Here is a 15,417-nt window from a genome sequence, read left to right on the forward strand (position 1 = left end):
TTTAATATTATATAAATTTTATTCTTCGACGTAAGGGATTGTCAAAGGTCCTAACGGAAGAACTGCTATACTCATATCCCCACCATATTTCCCCTTCAAATCCTGCAGCGTCTGTTCAATCGAATGGACTGGATGCAACATTGCCCCTCTCACTTGGTCATCCGTAAGCGTTGAGTAAATATAGACATCGGCCCATACCTGTACCACGGCTTGCTTCTGTACCTGCCATTGGTCAAACATTTTAAAGTCCGGGTGGTTGATCATGTCCAACAATTCTTGAGGATTATTGGCCATATCAAAAATCTTCGAGTAGTTTCCATGATTAGGTAGTCCATCGGAACACTCAGAAGCTACAATGATGGATCCTCCTTCTTTAACTATCTTGTGGGCAGCACTCATTCCTTTGACCGCCTGATATAAATTTTGGTCTAACGGATAGCCAGAGTTAGAAACAATGACAACATCAAAACGGTCCTCACATTCATACATCGAATGTTCTTTTGCAAATGCACAGCCTATATCGTGAGCTGCATATAATTCACCAGCAAAAACTGCTGTGATGTCCTTCTCGCGGTTTAAAGTAACATTCAGCATAAAATCAGGTTTACAATAACTGTTAATTTCACGAGTCATATCCTGAACTGGATTGTTTACCATATTCCCCCAAGTTGATAGAGGGTCACCAATCATCCGGGCGTTATGGAAGGTCATAATCGTTTCAATCCCAGCGATTCCCGGCATTATTCCTTTAGGGCCGCCAGAAAAACCAGCGAAAAAGTGAGGCTCGATAAAACCTGTGACAATTCGAAAATCGGATTCCACATACTCCTTGTTCAGATAAATATCACATCCAAACTTGCTTTTACCAAGATTGACATGTTCATCCTTTTCATGACAATGATTGTTCACAATTCGAATATTATTTACGACCCACTCGCCTAGCATCTGGATAAATTCTTCCCTCGTTTGATCCCGATGAGTCCCTGTTCCATTAATAATCACAATATTCTCCAGAGGGACGTGGTCCAGCTCTTTAATTAATAATGGAACCAGGATGTGATTGGGGGTGGGGCGGGTAATATCACTAATCACAATAGATACCTTGTCGGTTGAAGAGACCGATTCTTTTAATGGAGCTATTCCAATCGGATCCCTCAGAGCTTTTAATACTGCCTCCTTTTCATCTTCCATTTTAGGTAAATTTTTTGGTTCTATAATAAATGATTCTTCTGGTAAATCAACGGTCAAACCTTTTTTTCCATACAAAATTTCTGTTTCCATGACTTCCCTCCTTGCATTTTATCATAATACATAATAACGTTTACTGAATTTATAAAATAATCAATTATTTACGACGCTCTTTGTCTCTTCTTTTGTTGTCTCTCTTTTTTCAGAGTGGATTCCGAGATCTTCTCGGTTACCGTATATCCCTTTCTGTCTCTGAAGTTTATCTACTAAAATTACTAACACAGGACAGAGTAAAGCAGTCGCAATGGTAGATATAGAGATTTGCGCGGTTGCTATCGGTGCAATATTCTGGATGGCCTCCGCTTCAGCCTGCGTCATGGCACCAGATCCTGCCGCTCCTGCTGCTGCCGCGGCTACTGCTGCTGGAGTAGCAGCTGCGTTTCCGGCCGTAGATGCTTCCGATACAGGAGCAATATAACTCTTTTCTTTAAACAACTTAAATGCAAGAATGCCCATTCCACCTGTAAGAAGTACGGTTAAGAAAGCGATAGTTAGTCCACCTGTTAACACGCTAGGGTTAAAGAAGTTTGCTAGATTCATTCCGGCTCCCAAGGAGAAGGCAAAGAATGGAATCGTAATTGCTTCTCCCGGTCTCAGAAACTCTCTGATTTTTGGATCAAGATTTCCGAGTACCATTCCAATGGTTATCGGAAGAAGTACTGCGATAAATGAAATCATAGGAAAAGAAGTTCCGAGGATTCCTAATGATAATAAGGTTAAGAAAGGACCGTCATTAATTGCAAGTATGGATAACCCCCCCACATCCGATCGATTACCATATTGACCAGTTAATGCTGCGTACATACCGCTATTACTATTTGTCATTCCAGCAATAATTGCAAGAGTGGAAAGGCCAAATAATCCACTCATCGGATCAAAGAAATAACCAAAAGCCATTCCCACACCGAGCCCCGTTAAATACTTGGTAACGGTAATCAGTGCACCTTTTTTAATAGCAACCTTTCCTACTTTTAGATTCATCTGACTTCCTACACAGAAAAGAAATAAGGCAATAAGTACCAGAGCACTGTCTTTAAACAGTTCTTGTGAAAACCCGCCGATTCTCAAAAACTCGTAGTAACCTTCCTCGGTTTCAGGAGCTCCCAGGGCCTGTAACACATTCATCACCGCCGGAATATGCATCTGATCAATGGTATTCAGCAATGCACCAAGTAAAAGCGGAACAACCATCAGACCACCAGGTACTTTCTCAATTGTATCTTTAATTCTCACAATATCATCCTCCTTTTACTCTCTAGATTTTGATAAAAATAAGCTCTCACTACTTGCTCTGTGCTGCTTGTTAACAGTTCCTCAGCCTCATCCATAGCTTCTTTAATTGTCATAGGTCTCGTCATCATACTAGTTACACTAACAACACCAAAATCATAAAGCGTACCAATCCCTTCTCCTACTGCCCCTCCGATAATAATGGTTGGTACTTCTTTTTGCTTGGCAAACTGTGCTACACCCATCGGTGTTTTTCCTGAAATGGTCTGGCGGTCAACTCTTCCTTCTCCAGTAATAACCAGATCGGCTCCGTCTAGATGTTTCACGATATTGATGTACTCAAGTACTACATCAATTCCGCGATCCATTTTTGATGGAAAAAAAGCTTGAAAGGAACCTCCAATCCCACCAGCTGCCCCGGCACCTGGGCGATCATGCAAACGTACTCCTGTAACCTGCTCCACTTTATCCGCCCAGTGCGCCATATTACTGTCTAATACTTCTACCTCTTCTTTACCTGCGCCTTTTTGAGGACCGAAAACGTAAGAGGCTCCATTAATGCCTATAAGTGGATTTTGTACATCGGAAGCAATCAGGAAACTGCATGAGCTGATACGTTTATCAAAATCACTTCTATCAATTTCATAGATTTCATCTAGAGCACCGCCACCAAAACGTACTTCTTTTCCCTCACGGTCCAAAAGCTGCATTCCAAGAGCTTGCAGCATGCCGGCTCCCCCATCATTAGTAGAAGATCCCCCAATAGCCAAAATGAAGTTCGTAAATCCATCATCAAGTGCTTGTTTAATAAGCTGACCTGTTCCGTAAGTAGTTGTATTTAATGGAGAAGTGCCTTCCGGGACAAGCTTGAGTCCCGAAGCTGTGGCCATTTCAATTACACATGTCTTTCTGTCCCCTAGTATCCCGAAAGTAGCTAAAATATCATTCCCCAGCGGACCTGTAACCTTTACCTCTCTCTCATGTCCTCCAGTTGCTGCCACTAAAGTTTCCATCGTCCCTTCTCCCCCATCACCTACCGGCAGAAGTACTGTTTCCGCATTTGCAAACGCCTTTTTAATACCATTGTGTATTGAGTTTGCCGCCTCAACTGCACTCATACTCCCCTTAAATGAATCAGGTGCTATGATGATTTTCATAATAACCCTCCTAAGAAAACGCTTCCAAAGTAACTAGTTAAAATTATACGAATATTGACTAAATTTGTATATAGTCATACCATACATAAATAACCACTTATTTTATAATTAATTTGTATTAATTATACAAAAACGAGAAGGGATGATAATTTGAGTGGATTGACAAAAAAAATCGCCGAGGAAATAGTCAAGGAAACCTCTTTAAGATTGAATCGAAATGTAAATATAATGAATATGGAAGGTATCATAATTGCAGCGCATGACGAAAGGAGGGTTGGATCCATTCATGAAGGTGCTGTAGAAGTATTGAAGAAAAGAAGCCCTCTTACCATCAATCCAATCGATGAAGAAGTGTGGGTAGGTGCCCAGCCTGGGGTAAATCTCCCGATTGTTTTTAACAATGAAATTCTTGGAGTCATCGGGATTACGGGCGACCCAGAAGAAATGGGGAATATTGGAGACCTTGTTAAAATGACTACTGAACTCATGATTCGTCAGGAATTCCTCGTTTCTCAAATGGAGTGGAAGCAGCGGACGAAGGAAATGATTCTCGAGCAGTTAATCAAGAGTACCCCTTCCCTAGAAGATATTCATAGAGGATTAAACTTGCTTGACCTACAGCTTCTTCCCCCCTTTACCACAATCGTACTTCAAATTAAAGAACAGCCTATCCTGAATCGGGAACTCATACAAAAACTAGAAACCTGTATAGGCAATAACCAAGCTATTGTTGGTTTTATTAACGTAAACCGGGTTTTTATTGCACTTTCAGGACATGAGGAAGAGACAGCACTCCATAAAGTGAAATCGATCTATCACCTTATGAAACGATTAAACATTGTCTTTAGAATGTCCTACAGCCTAACTTTCCAAGAACTTGAAAAGTTCAGTCAATCTTATCTTGACTGTGATATTACATTAAAAATAAGTGATCCAGACAATGACCTTCTATCCTTCGCTCAAATCGAAGTTAAAGCCTTGTTTTACCAGATCGATGATGTAATCACAAAAAGATTTTCTCAGCGAGTTTTAAAAAATATCGATCACAACAAAGCTAAAACCTTGAATTCTTTTTTCAAAAACAACTTAAACCTGCAACAAACAGCTAATGATTTGTATATTCATCGAAATACTCTTATTTATCGAATGAACAATATTGTAAAAGAGACCGGATATGATCCGAAGAAATTCGAAGATGCTCTAATTCTTCAAGTGGCCATGTGGATTTACAACCGTCCAACCAAAAGTACTCTAGAAAATAATTAAGTCAACTTTGAAAAATTAGAATAATTCATATATTATTTACAAGACCATGTACCGACTGGTAAAAATTCTTCGTTTATTACATTGTTTTTCATAAGACTTGTTGGTGTCTTGTAGAAATTATATATCTAAATAGAACAGGATGTGATCTATATGAGTTTTGAAGATTTAGGCTTTTCAAAAGTAGATATTGACCGTGAAAGGCGAACGGGCTATCCAGAAGTCATTTACGGAGAGGGAAAATCTGTAGAGCAAATTTACCAAATCATGCAATTGTTAATCGATAGACATGAAAAGGTCATGGTGACTCGTCTTTCTGCTGATAAAGCGGAACAACTTACAGCTCTTTTTCCAGAAGCCGTCTACCACTCTATTCCACAAATCTTACTATACGGTAGACCTCTTCAGCAGTATCAATCGGAGATGGTTGTTCTTTGTGCTGGAACCTCCGATTTGTTTGTTGCTGAGGAGGCTGCTCTTACCGCTGAATGGATGGGATGTCCTGTTAAGAGGATTTATGATGTAGGAGTAGCTGGAATCGATCGATTACTCGCTCACCGTGAGGAAATTACGAATGCGAGTGTCTTGATTGTTGTAGCTGGTATGGAAGGCGCATTACCGAGTGTAGTCGGGGGGATGGTCCGCCGGCCGGTTATTGCAGTACCAACTTCTGTCGGGTATGGGGCGCATATGGAAGGTCTCACACCACTTTTATCTATGCTTACATCATGTGCCTCTGGTATGAGCGTAGTCAATATTGATAACGGTTTCGGTGCTGCCTATCAAGCAGCACTAATTTTACAATTAGCCAGCGAGGGGGCACAAAAATGAATCACTTATACTTGGATTGTCAGTACGGAATTTCCGGAGATATGACTCTCTCCGCTCTCATAAACTTAGGAGCTGATCTCGACTACGTTAAAGACCATCTAAGAGAGCTTCCAATTGATCCTTTTACAATGGAAACAAATCCAGTGAATAAGCACGGTATCCATGCAACAGAGCTCATTCTACAATTTCCTGAAGAAAAACATCAACACCCTATCCATCCAGATACACATTACCATGACCACTCTCATGAGCACCATGACCACCGGCATGCCTCTTCGATTTTTCGTATGATCGATGAAAGTATGCTGCCGCAAAGGGTCAAAACGAGAAGTACTAAAATCTTTAAAATAATCGCTGAAGCTGAAGCCAAGATCCACGGAATGAACCCTGAGGATGTTCATTTTCATGAAGTGGGGGCAATGGATTCAATCGTGGATATTATTGGAGTCTGTCTTGCGCTTGAAAGTTTAGCGATCGAAACTATCAGCGCAGCTCCGGTCCCTACGGGATATGGTAAAATTCAGATTGCACATGGACTTTACCCAGTACCTGCACCAGCGACAGCGGAAATCCTGGCTGGTATTCCTCTTGCGGATTTTCAAGCTGAGGGTGAGCTGACCACTCCCACCGGGGCTGCTTTCCTAAAAGCTTTAGTCGATGACTTTGGACACTTGCCTGCATTGCCAATAAAGAAAATCAGTTATGGTGCCGGTAAGAAAGATTTCGATCACCCTAATATATTAAGAGCAGTCATTTTTCAAACAAAAGAGGATCTCGATACTACCCGCGAACGTATTAACGTACTAGAGTGCCAGTTAGATGATATGGAAGGGGAAACACTCGGGTATGTAATGGAAAAAGCATTAGGCATGGGAGCTCTAGACATCTATTACACCCCGGTAACAATGAAAAAGAGTCGTCCTGGCACATTAATCACTTTACTTGTAAAACCGGAACATTCGTTAATGTTCGAAGATCTCCTCTTAAGGGAAACAAGTACATTTGGTGTGCGGAGAGTGGAATGCGAGCGATCTATCCTTTCCAGACGAATGGATCAGGTAGAAACTGTTTATGGATTGGTCAAAGTTAAAATAGGGTTTAAGGGCAAACACGTTTACAAAGTCACCCCCGAATTTGAAGATGCAAAAGAAATGGCGCTAAAGAATAACATTCCACTGAGGAAGGTTTATTCAGAAGTAAACCTTAGTGCAATGCAATTAATAAAAGAAGAGTCTCTACTATAAAAATAAGATATATATAACACCTCTTGGACTGACAACTGTAACCCTTAAATTTAGAAAAATTAAACATGTATTGTAAATCGAAAGACTCACCACCACATCTAATTTACGTTTATGACGTATAAGATAGATCTATATTTAAAAGAGGCGATTGTTGATCGCCTCTTTTATCACAAAATTTGCTAGCTTGATCCAGTACTGAAAACAACTCTAATCCATCCATTGATCAAACCTCCAATCAATATTTCCTCCAGGAAATCTCCCCTTTACCTAATAATTCTTTTCTTGCAAAGGTGTGGATATGCGAGATAATCCTCTCCATTGTCTGTGTACGATTATCTAAAATCCTCACTACAACCCCATTATCTTCCATGTTAGAAATTCCGATACGGACATGAGGGTGAGCCCCGATAACACTTTCATATAACCATTCACCAAATTCACGAGAAGCTTTCGGATGAAAAATAATGAAAGAGCCTACATGTGTGTGCCCCTCTAACTGTAACACCCCTTCCAGTTCATCATCCGGTTCTAGTAAAAGGTGATCAAACAAAACGAGCTTTCCATTTTGGTAGACTTTCAATTTGTTCCTCATCCAGTCGTATTGGAAGTTCGATCCATCTTCAGACCAGCCCGGAGTAATGATATCGCTGTAAAAGAAAGAGGAGTTATGTTCCATCTCAACCATCGTCTCTTGGATAAACTTGGCTCCCTTATACAAAATCAATGGATCTAAATAATACTCAAGGACACTCTCCGCGCCTAACTGTATCGTCGTACGCTGTTCCACTGGCTTCGAAGGTGATTTATAAACCTTTGTGGAGGCTTGACTTGTGACCGCCAGTTCCGCTCCTTCTTCCAATTTAATTGTAGATCCGTATGTATCCCCGTCGACATACCCACCACCTACATGAATAAGGTAGACTGACAAGGAATCATCATCGAGGCGAACAGGGCGCGTATATTTAAACGCTCCTTCATAATATCCATGAATCATGGTCCTCGAATTGCGGTTCTTCACCTCAAGGTTAAGAAGACCCGTTTCACTCATGCTTTCAATCCTTTAAGAAAGGCGTTAGATTTTATCCAATCGATCACTTCATCCAAACCATCTTGTGTCTTTAAGTTTGTGAAAACAAAAGGCTTTTCTCCTCTCGCTTTGATTGTATCTTGTCTCATAATATCCAGGTTTGCCCCTACATAGGGAGCAAGGTCTGTTTTATTTACAACAAATAAATCCGATTTGATCATGCCCTGGCCATTCTTCCTCGGAATTTTTTCTCCTTGAGCTACGTCGATAATATAAATCGAGAAGTCCACCAGTTCAGGACTGAAGGTTGCTGCTAAGTTATCACCGCCACTTTCAACAAAAATTAAATCGAGATCACTGTGGCGCTCCTTCAATTCATCAATGGCTGAAAAATTCATGGAAGCATCTTCTCGTATCGCCGTATGAGGGCATCCGCCCGTTTCGACTCCAATGACTCGATCATCTTCCAATACCCCATTTTTCAAAAGAAACAAAGCATCCTCTTTTGTATAGATATCATTCGTGATGACAGCCATACTCAATTCATCCTTAAGGTCCCGTGTTATTCTCTCTACAAGCATCGTTTTTCCTGCACCGACAGGACCTCCAACTCCAATACAAATCGGTTCCATAATACCCCACTCCTTTTATATTTATTTAGATGTCATTTAAGACATGAACAGCCGCACATTCAAACGTTCATGATGCATTTGAGCAATTTCAAGCCCAGGACTCCCCGCCCCTAAATCTTCTGATGATAGATTCATAATTATTTGGACCGCTTCTTCCACGATAGGCTGCAGGTCTACTAAAACCCTTTGCCCGTCGGTCTGCCCGATCGGTATCCCCCTGACCGCATTTTGCACAAGAGAAGACAAGTTTGTGAACAAGAATGTCTCCACTGCCACTTTTTTAGAAATGTCCAGTGAATGATAAACGGCTGCTAGAACTACCGAAGGATGGCCATAAGCTTTCTTTTCCTTGATCCAAGACAAGTATTCGCTCAAATTAGTCGAAGGATATAATTCCATGAACAGCTTGGCCATACGTTCTCCCATCTTCCGGTTTCCTTCTCTTGTCTCTCGCGCTACGCAAGTAGCGAACAAAACATGATCGATTTCTAAAAGGTCCTCAGCGCTGCCATTTTCTATACTTTCATAAGCTAGACGGCAAGCGAGTCCATCATTGTAGATCAACTGCTTCTTTAAAAAGACCATCAGTGCTTGCTTAAAGCTCTCCGTTCCCGTCACTACATCCTCTTGAATATACGTTTCAAATCCGAAAGAATGAGAAAAGGCTCCCGAGGGAAATTGAGAGTCACTCAGCTGCAAAAGCGGCATCAGTCCGTTAGTCATGGTGATGTCCAATATAGCGGAAAGGCTCAGGCACCTTTCTCTTTTCTCGTTTATGCGGAATACCTAACTCTTGCAGTAATTCCTCGATCAAGTAATCGTACTGGACGATCATTTCTTCCCCTTCAAACTGGGCGGGCAAATGACGATTCCCCAGCTGGTGAGCGATATCCCCCATTTGCTGCATACTTGTTGGGCTGATGACTAAGACATCATCCTTTTTCACAGAAATGACGACCATATTTTTTTCATCCATATACAATACATCTCCGTCCGAAAGCTCTTCATTTTTAGATAATCTCATTCCAATCTCATTGCCATGATCCGTTGTCATGCGCTGTATTCTTTTGACTAACTGATCGCTTTCCAAGAATACGTATTCTATATGAGGAGCTCGTTTCTCTAAAGTAGCTACGTTCCCAACAATGTTTTCAATAATCATTTCCTTCACCTCAAAATAAGAAATATCGTTGTGCCAATGGAACCGTTTCCGCAGGTTCACAATCAATGACCTGTCCATCTACTTTTACCACATAGGTTTGTGGGTCAACTTCGATTTTTGGTGTTTCTCCATTATGAATCATCGATCGTTTCGTTAAATTTCGCACACCGGAAATCGGGCGTACCCGCTTCTTCAACCCCAGTTCTTCATGCAAGCTGCTCTCATAAGCCTTTGTTGATACGAACGTCAACGATGTTTTGTTTTTCGCTTGGCCGTGAGAACCGAACATTTCTCTATAAAATACAGGTTGGGGAGTAGGAATGCTTGCGTTTGGATCTCCCATCAGGCTATGAGCAATCATCCCCCCTTTAATAATCAGTTCTGGCTTCACACCAAAAAACTTTGGATCCCACAGCACTAAATCAGCCAACTTTCCACTTTCCACTGATCCGACATATTCAGAAATCCCATGTGTGATGGCCGGATTGATCGTATATTTAGCAATGTATCTTTTGGCTCGAAAGTTGTCTTTCTTGTCGTGGTCCCCTTCTAAAAATCCGCGCTGCTTTTTCATTTTATCCGCTGTTTGCCACGTACGGATAATAACTTCTCCTACACGTCCCATGGCCTGAGAATCGGATGAAATCATGCTGAATACCCCGAGGTCATGAAGGATATCTTCAGCAGCGATCGTCTCTTTTCGAATACGGGAATCCGCAAAAGCGATATCCTCCGGTACACTTGGATCCAAGTGGTGACAAACCATCAACATGTCCAAATGTTCTTCAAGTGTGTTAACCGTATAAGGCCTGGTTGGATTCGTAGAGGAAGGGAGTATATTCGGATAACTGGCCGCTTCAATAATATCGGGGGCGTGTCCTCCTCCTGCTCCTTCGGTATGATAGGTATGGATGACTCGATCATCGATCGCTTGAAGCGTATGTTCAACAAAACCTCCTTCATTCAATGTATCGGTATGTATAGCAACCTGAACATCATTTCGATCAGCAACACGTAAACACGTATCAATAGATGAAGCTGTCGTCCCCCAATCTTCATGAAGCTTTAACCCTACAGCTCCCGCTTCCACTTGCTCTTGAATGGCCTCTTCACTAGAAGAATTCCCTTTTCCTAAAAATCCTAGATTCATCGGATATTCATCCGCTGCTTCAAGCATCCGATGGATATTCCATGGACCTGGCGTACAAGTAGTTGCTTTCGTTCCAGTAGCAGGGCCTGTGCCTCCTCCGATCATGGTAGTGATCCCTGAGGAAAGAGCTGTTTCAATTTGCTGCGGAGCGACAAAGTGAATATGCGCATCAATCCCGCCTGCAGTCACAATCATTCCTTCCGCTGCTACGACTTCCGTTGAAGCCCCAATCACAAAATCTATATCGTCCATCAGCAAAGGATTTCCTGCTTTCCCAATAGCTGAGATCCAGCCTTCCTTTACACCGATATCCGCTTTAAAAATGCCTGAATGATCCAGGATAACGGCATTGGTAATGACAAGATCCACAGCCTCTTCGCTTGTAGCTAACGGATGCTGTCCCATACCATCCCTGATCACTTTACCACCGCCGAACTTCACTTCATCTCCGTATGTCGTATAATCCTTTTCCACTTCAATGAATAATTCCGTATCCGCCAAGCGAATGGCATCCCCCGTAGTAGGACCGAACATCTCCGCATACTGTTTTCGCGACATTTCAAAACTCATAGATCAGCCCTCCCATTGAACTGATTACTCAAACCGTAAATCTCCCTTTCACCGGAAAACGCAACCAGATCTACTTCTTTTTCATCGCCTGGTTCAAAACGAACAGCCGTGCCTGCCGGAATATTTAAATGCCTTCCTTTCGCTTGCTCCCGGTTGAATTGCAAGTAGGGATTCACTTCATAAAAATGAAAGTGGGAACCGGTTTGGACGGGGCGGTCTCCTCGATTCAATACATTGACTTTGACGACTTCTTTTCCTTCATTACAAACAATCGGCTCTTTTCGTAATAAAAACTCTCCTGGTATCATCGTTCAACCTCCTTCTCAGCGAATCGGATCATGTATAGTCACAAGTTTTACCCCATCCGGAAACGTCGCTTCCACTTGAATATCGGGAATCATCTCCGGAATACCTTCCAAGACATCTTCTCTCTCCAGAATCGTGGCGCCATATTGCATCAACTCGGCTACTGATTTGCCGTCACGCGCTCCTTCGACCACTTCATATGTAATAATAGCGACCGCTTCCGGATAATTGAGCTTCAATCCTCTCCCCTGGCGCCTCCGGGCAAGGTCAGCCGCCGTCACCACCATGAGCTTTTCCATCTCTCTAGACGTTAGCTTCACACTTTCACCTCCTCTCTGTCCAAAAGGTTTCCTTACGGCTGTCCATCCTTTCCTTGCATATATTCAACGACAGGACGAAACGCAATATATAGCCCCGCAATAATCAGCCAGCTAAACGATAGATAGGTCCACCCTTTGAAAAACTCGAGGCTATAGGAGTAACCTGTGAGGAACATAACCCCAGGGAAACCAATAATCAGTAATGCCGTCAACCCGAAGGCCCATCTTTTACATAGTTTCGCGTCTTCACTTAGCTGATGCTTGTTTCCCTTCATACATTATTTCCTCCTCTATGATTTCGTCATCATTCTCCTCATCATCAAAGCTACGGAACTTACCTTTTAGCGATTCAAAATCAAACTCTTGATTCGACATCAACGCATGGCCAATGGAAATCGTTCCACTTACAAGAAAAACGGTAATATTACCAAAAAACATCGATTGAAGTTCTCCTAACGAACGGATACTAATCTCTCCGAAGAGAAGGTAAGCAGAAGTAAACCATGCGGTTACCCCAAGAACCAGTCCCGCGGAAGCACCATAGAAGGTCCCTTCATTTGTTGCCTTTTTCCAAAGCAGTCCCAAAGTTACTGGAATGACCGCTCCACTTACAAAAATCCCCATAGCCATATAAACCCATCCTAAACCGATACCTACTTTAAACAACAGAATTGAAAGGACACCCATCATCAAACCAAACCCTAACGTAACTTTTCGGGAGACATTCAATAGCCTGTCACTGCTCGCTTTAGGGTTTATCGATTTCCGGTAAATATCTGTAACAATAATATTTGTAATCGCTGTTAGTTCAGCAGCTCCTGTAGACATAACCGCCATGAACAACATGGCCAGAAACAAGATCGATCCTACACCGCCAAGCAGGTGGGCAGCCATTTCCGGAGCGACAGAATCAGGGGTTCCAACCGTAATACCAAGACCTGCAGCACTTACTCCAAGAAACGTGGCAATCGCAAACGGAATGGAAAACCACGAAATTCCACCGTATATGTATGCTCTGGATGCTGCACTATCTTTACTTGCAATGGCCCTCTGCCAATACGCCTGATCAACGAAAACCGCACCAAAGTTTCCTATGATATTAATCATTCCGAAAAACAGACCAGATACAGAAGCCATGGTAAGCATGGAATCAGAAGACGGCATGCTGCTTAAACCTTCATATATAGGGTCAATTCCAAATTTGACATAAACAACGGTAGCGAAAATAGCAAGGATGGTAAAAATCATGACCGTATTAAAGTAGTCAGCAATAAAAGAGGCTTTTTAGTCCACCGATCATGGTGTAAATCGTGAAGGTGAGAGGAATCAGAAAGGCAGCTACATAAATGTTCATCCCCGTGAGAGAGTTTAAAGCAATCGCTCCACCAAGAACGACCATGGACGTCACGAGAATATTGGTCATTAAAGCAAACCCCATAATTAAGCGGTGGTTTTTCTTATCGAATCGCTGGCCAATGAACTCTAAAAACGTGTGGGCATTAGGGGCTCGCTTTTTCAAGTTGATCGCAACAATCGCAAATAATAACACTTGAATACAAGCACCTGCGGCATACCAATAGGGACCGCTAATCCCATATTGATACCCTGTGGAAGAAGACATCATCAAGGTTGCTGCCCACGTCCAAGCAGCAATAATAGAAGCACTCGCTAATCCAACCCCAACACTTCTACCTGCCGTACTGAATTGCTCAGCAGTCATGGCCTGTTTCTTTCTTCGCTGCATGACAAAAGTGATGAGAGTAAAGAACAATCCAAAAACCAATAACAGCCCATAACCAACATAAGATGGTAACATAAACACCCTCCAAATATTTTCAATATACTGAATAATGTAACACACTATGTAAGATAGTCAACATATTATGTTAGGAAACCTAACATAAGAGAGGATAAGTAAGCGTTGTCACTTAAATCACACCTGGTTTCATGTCTATTTATAAAAAATTCGTGTGGACTTAAGCATTCTCACAATCTCTTATTTGTTTCCTAATAAACTTCTCTTAAGCTAAGATCCTGTTTAATAATTTTTCCTATTCTGAAATTCAGAAATATGTTAACTTCTTAATATTAAAGGGAGTTGAATAATGGAATGGATGAACACCGAAGATTTTATAGATCCTTATTTTTTAAGACTGAGCGTATAGTACTTCATGATTGTATAAGGAAGGGAAAAAATGTTGAATAACCTACGGCATCGGCAACTACCCAAAGGTTTAAAAGAAACCAATTTGATCGTTATCCTTTCGTTTTTAGTTCTTTTGATGATTGGCACAATCATTTTTGCGACAGGAATGGGACCAGTTTCTGTACATACCACAACGGTATTACAAATTCTTATAAGCAAGATTCCTTTTTTATCTAATCCAGTGGGAAATGATTGGACTCAGGTGGAGGAAAGTATCGTAGTAGGATTACGACTTCCGAGAGTCCTATTAGGGTTAATAGTGGGCGCTTCATTATCTGTAACGGGAGTTGCCTTACAGGCCCTGGTACGAAATCATTTAGCAGATCCATTTATTCTTGGAGTCTCTTCCGGGGCATCTGCTACTGCCACATTGGGGATGTTATTCGGTACTTTTTCCTTCCTAGGTACATATTCCCTGTCTTTAAGTGCATTTATTGGAGCCGTCGTCGTAATAGTGTTGGTTTATGCTCTCTCAAGAGTGAATGGAAAGATTAATATGACCCAGTTATTATTATCAGGGGTTGCTATAGGTCTTATTATGGAATCAATAACAAAGTTGATTACGTTAAGCGCCCCCAATGCTTTAGGATTACACAATGCAACATTTTGGATGGCAGGTAGTTTAGCAGGGGCCAAATGGGGGTATTTGACCCTCCCTCTATTAGTCATGTTTCTATGTATGACTATTTTATTACTCAATTATCGAGCTCTAAATGCTTTATTAGCAGGAGACGAAACAGCTGGGACATTAGGATTTAATGTGAACGTTATCCAAACGATGCTTGTATTGATCGCATCCCTATTAGCAGGTGTTACCATTGCCGTAAGTGGTTCGATAGGCTTTGTAGGATTAATGATCCCCCATATCACTAGATTATTAATCGGATCCGATCATAAAAAAGTACTTCCAGTTAGTGCTTTTTTAGGAGGAATATTAGTCGTTTGGACAGATGTTGCAGCACGTCTAATTATTGCACCTGAAGAATTACCTATTGGTGTCTTGACAGCCATCTTTGGAGGTCCTTTTTTTATTTGGTTACTGAAAAAAAATGCCAGAAAATAAGGAGACAA

The 15,417-nt window shown here is 41.7% G+C and carries 17 protein-coding genes; 4 read left to right on the forward strand and 13 right to left on the reverse strand.

Annotated features, from left to right (window positions below; all coding sequences use genetic code 11):
• Positions 1 to 18: 18 nt before the first annotated feature.
• The 3 genes from larA to BLW54_RS01765 are packed head-to-tail and all read right to left on the reverse strand — an operon-like array spanning position 19 to position 3,635.
• Positions 19 to 1,281, reverse strand: coding sequence for a nickel-dependent lactate racemase (gene larA / locus BLW54_RS01755; protein ID WP_074733090.1), 1,263 nt, complete (start codon positions 1,279 to 1,281; stop codon positions 19 to 21).
• 60 nt (positions 1,282 to 1,341) lie between these two features.
• A complete protein-coding gene (locus BLW54_RS01760) occupies positions 1,342 to 2,481 on the reverse strand; it encodes a 2-keto-3-deoxygluconate permease (protein WP_074733091.1) in 1,140 nt (379 codons plus the stop codon).
• Entirely contained in the window at positions 2,478 to 3,635 is a 1,158-nt protein-coding gene (locus BLW54_RS01765) for a glycerate kinase (RefSeq protein WP_074733092.1), read from the reverse strand. The genes BLW54_RS01760 and BLW54_RS01765 overlap by 4 nt, the downstream gene beginning before the upstream one ends.
• Before the next feature lie 150 nt (positions 3,636 to 3,785).
• On the opposite strand from BLW54_RS01765, the gene BLW54_RS01770 reads away from it, so the two are divergent.
• From BLW54_RS01770 to larC, 3 genes are all read left to right on the forward strand, one after another.
• Positions 3,786 to 4,901 carry a CdaR family transcriptional regulator gene (locus BLW54_RS01770; protein WP_074733093.1) on the forward strand — a complete coding sequence of 372 codons (1,116 nt, stop codon included), beginning with the start codon at positions 3,786 to 3,788 and terminating at the stop codon, positions 4,899 to 4,901.
• Positions 4,902 to 5,051: 150 nt separating this feature from the next.
• Complete coding sequence (larB, locus tag BLW54_RS01775; RefSeq protein ID WP_074733094.1) at positions 5,052 to 5,729, forward strand: nickel pincer cofactor biosynthesis protein LarB; 678 nt, start codon at positions 5,052 to 5,054, stop codon at positions 5,727 to 5,729.
• Entirely contained in the window at positions 5,726 to 6,973 is a 1,248-nt protein-coding gene (larC, locus tag BLW54_RS01780; RefSeq protein WP_074733095.1) for a nickel pincer cofactor biosynthesis protein LarC, read from the forward strand. The genes larB and larC overlap by 4 nt, the downstream gene beginning before the upstream one ends.
• Positions 6,974 to 7,208: 235 nt before the next feature.
• On the opposite strand, the gene BLW54_RS01785 is transcribed toward larC, so the two are convergent.
• The 10 genes from BLW54_RS01785 to BLW54_RS20895 form a co-directional block, all read right to left on the reverse strand.
• The gene (locus BLW54_RS01785; protein WP_074733096.1) at positions 7,209 to 8,021 is read right to left on the reverse strand and encodes an urease accessory protein UreD; all 813 of its coding nucleotides are present in this window, start codon (positions 8,019 to 8,021) and stop codon (positions 7,209 to 7,211) included.
• A complete protein-coding gene (gene ureG, locus BLW54_RS01790) occupies positions 8,018 to 8,632 on the reverse strand; it encodes an urease accessory protein UreG (protein WP_035506433.1) in 615 nt (204 codons plus the stop codon). Before ureG ends, BLW54_RS01785 begins: the two co-directional genes overlap by 4 nt.
• A gap of 36 nt (positions 8,633 to 8,668) precedes the next feature.
• Complete coding sequence (locus BLW54_RS01795) at positions 8,669 to 9,355, reverse strand: urease accessory protein UreF (protein WP_074733097.1); 687 nt, start codon at positions 9,353 to 9,355, stop codon at positions 8,669 to 8,671.
• On the reverse strand, positions 9,348 to 9,794 hold the full coding sequence (ureE, locus tag BLW54_RS01800; protein WP_035506436.1) for an urease accessory protein UreE: 447 nt from the start codon (positions 9,792 to 9,794) through the stop codon (positions 9,348 to 9,350). Before ureE ends, BLW54_RS01795 begins: the two co-directional genes overlap by 8 nt.
• A 10-nt stretch (positions 9,795 to 9,804) precedes the next feature.
• Complete coding sequence (gene ureC, locus BLW54_RS01805; RefSeq protein ID WP_074733098.1) at positions 9,805 to 11,514, reverse strand: urease subunit alpha; 1,710 nt, start codon at positions 11,512 to 11,514, stop codon at positions 9,805 to 9,807.
• Positions 11,511 to 11,822: an urease subunit beta gene (locus BLW54_RS01810; protein WP_074733099.1), complete on the reverse strand. Its 312-nt coding sequence runs from the start codon at positions 11,820 to 11,822 to the stop codon at positions 11,511 to 11,513. Before BLW54_RS01810 ends, ureC begins: the two co-directional genes overlap by 4 nt.
• 15 nt (positions 11,823 to 11,837) lie before the next feature.
• On the reverse strand, positions 11,838 to 12,140 hold the full coding sequence (locus BLW54_RS01815; protein ID WP_035506441.1) for an urease subunit gamma: 303 nt from the start codon (positions 12,138 to 12,140) through the stop codon (positions 11,838 to 11,840).
• Positions 12,141 to 12,172: 32 nt separating this feature from the next.
• Complete coding sequence (locus BLW54_RS01820; RefSeq protein ID WP_035506443.1) at positions 12,173 to 12,415, reverse strand: hypothetical protein; 243 nt, start codon at positions 12,413 to 12,415, stop codon at positions 12,173 to 12,175.
• Positions 12,387 to 13,304 (reverse strand): sodium:solute symporter family transporter, encoded by a 918-nt coding sequence (locus tag BLW54_RS20890; RefSeq protein WP_244153458.1) that lies wholly within the window; start codon positions 13,302 to 13,304, stop codon positions 12,387 to 12,389. Before BLW54_RS20890 ends, BLW54_RS01820 begins: the two co-directional genes overlap by 29 nt.
• A 100-nt stretch (positions 13,305 to 13,404) precedes the next feature.
• Complete coding sequence (locus BLW54_RS20895) at positions 13,405 to 13,956, reverse strand: sodium:solute symporter family transporter (RefSeq protein ID WP_244153459.1); 552 nt, start codon at positions 13,954 to 13,956, stop codon at positions 13,405 to 13,407.
• A 379-nt stretch (positions 13,957 to 14,335) separates the two neighbouring features.
• On the opposite strand from BLW54_RS20895, the gene BLW54_RS01830 reads away from it, so the two are divergent.
• Positions 14,336 to 15,409, forward strand: a complete 1,074-nt coding sequence (locus BLW54_RS01830; RefSeq protein WP_083391454.1) for a FecCD family ABC transporter permease — start codon at positions 14,336 to 14,338, stop codon at positions 15,407 to 15,409.
• Positions 15,410 to 15,417: the final 8 nt, after the last annotated feature.

It is taken from the genome of Halobacillus karajensis (assembly GCF_900108515.1).
GTDB classification, from domain to species: domain Bacteria; phylum Bacillota; class Bacilli; order Bacillales; family Halobacillaceae; genus Halobacillus; species Halobacillus karajensis.

What these genes read in the sequence shown, in the direction of transcription:
- larA (WP_074733090.1), bottom strand. Translation starts at nt 1,281, where the DNA reads ATGGAAACAGAAATTTTGTATGGAAAAAAAGGTTTGACCGTTGATTTA.
- BLW54_RS01765 (WP_074733092.1), bottom strand. Translation starts at nt 3,635, where the DNA reads ATGAAAATCATCATAGCACCTGATTCATTTAAGGGGAGTATGAGTGCA.
- larB (WP_074733094.1), top strand. Translation starts at nt 5,052, where the DNA reads ATGAGTTTTGAAGATTTAGGCTTTTCAAAAGTAGATATTGACCGTGAA.
- larC (WP_074733095.1), top strand. Translation starts at nt 5,726, where the DNA reads ATGAATCACTTATACTTGGATTGTCAGTACGGAATTTCCGGAGATATG.
- BLW54_RS01785 (WP_074733096.1), bottom strand. Translation starts at nt 8,021, where the DNA reads ATGAGTGAAACGGGTCTTCTTAACCTTGAGGTGAAGAACCGCAATTCG.
- ureG (WP_035506433.1), bottom strand. Translation starts at nt 8,632, where the DNA reads ATGGAACCGATTTGTATTGGAGTTGGAGGTCCTGTCGGTGCAGGAAAA.
- BLW54_RS01795 (WP_074733097.1), bottom strand. Translation starts at nt 9,355, where the DNA reads ATGACTAACGGACTGATGCCGCTTTTGCAGCTGAGTGACTCTCAATTT.
- ureE (WP_035506436.1), bottom strand. Translation starts at nt 9,794, where the DNA reads ATGATTATTGAAAACATTGTTGGGAACGTAGCTACTTTAGAGAAACGA.
- ureC (WP_074733098.1), bottom strand. Translation starts at nt 11,514, where the DNA reads ATGAGTTTTGAAATGTCGCGAAAACAGTATGCGGAGATGTTCGGTCCT.
- BLW54_RS01810 (WP_074733099.1), bottom strand. Translation starts at nt 11,822, where the DNA reads ATGATACCAGGAGAGTTTTTATTACGAAAAGAGCCGATTGTTTGTAAT.
- BLW54_RS01820 (WP_035506443.1), bottom strand. Translation starts at nt 12,415, where the DNA reads ATGAAGGGAAACAAGCATCAGCTAAGTGAAGACGCGAAACTATGTAAA.
- BLW54_RS20890 (WP_244153458.1), bottom strand. Translation starts at nt 13,304, where the DNA reads ATGCCGTCTTCTGATTCCATGCTTACCATGGCTTCTGTATCTGGTCTG.
- BLW54_RS20895 (WP_244153459.1), bottom strand. Translation starts at nt 13,956, where the DNA reads ATGTTACCATCTTATGTTGGTTATGGGCTGTTATTGGTTTTTGGATTG.
- BLW54_RS01830 (WP_083391454.1), top strand. Translation starts at nt 14,336, where the DNA reads ATGTTGAATAACCTACGGCATCGGCAACTACCCAAAGGTTTAAAAGAA.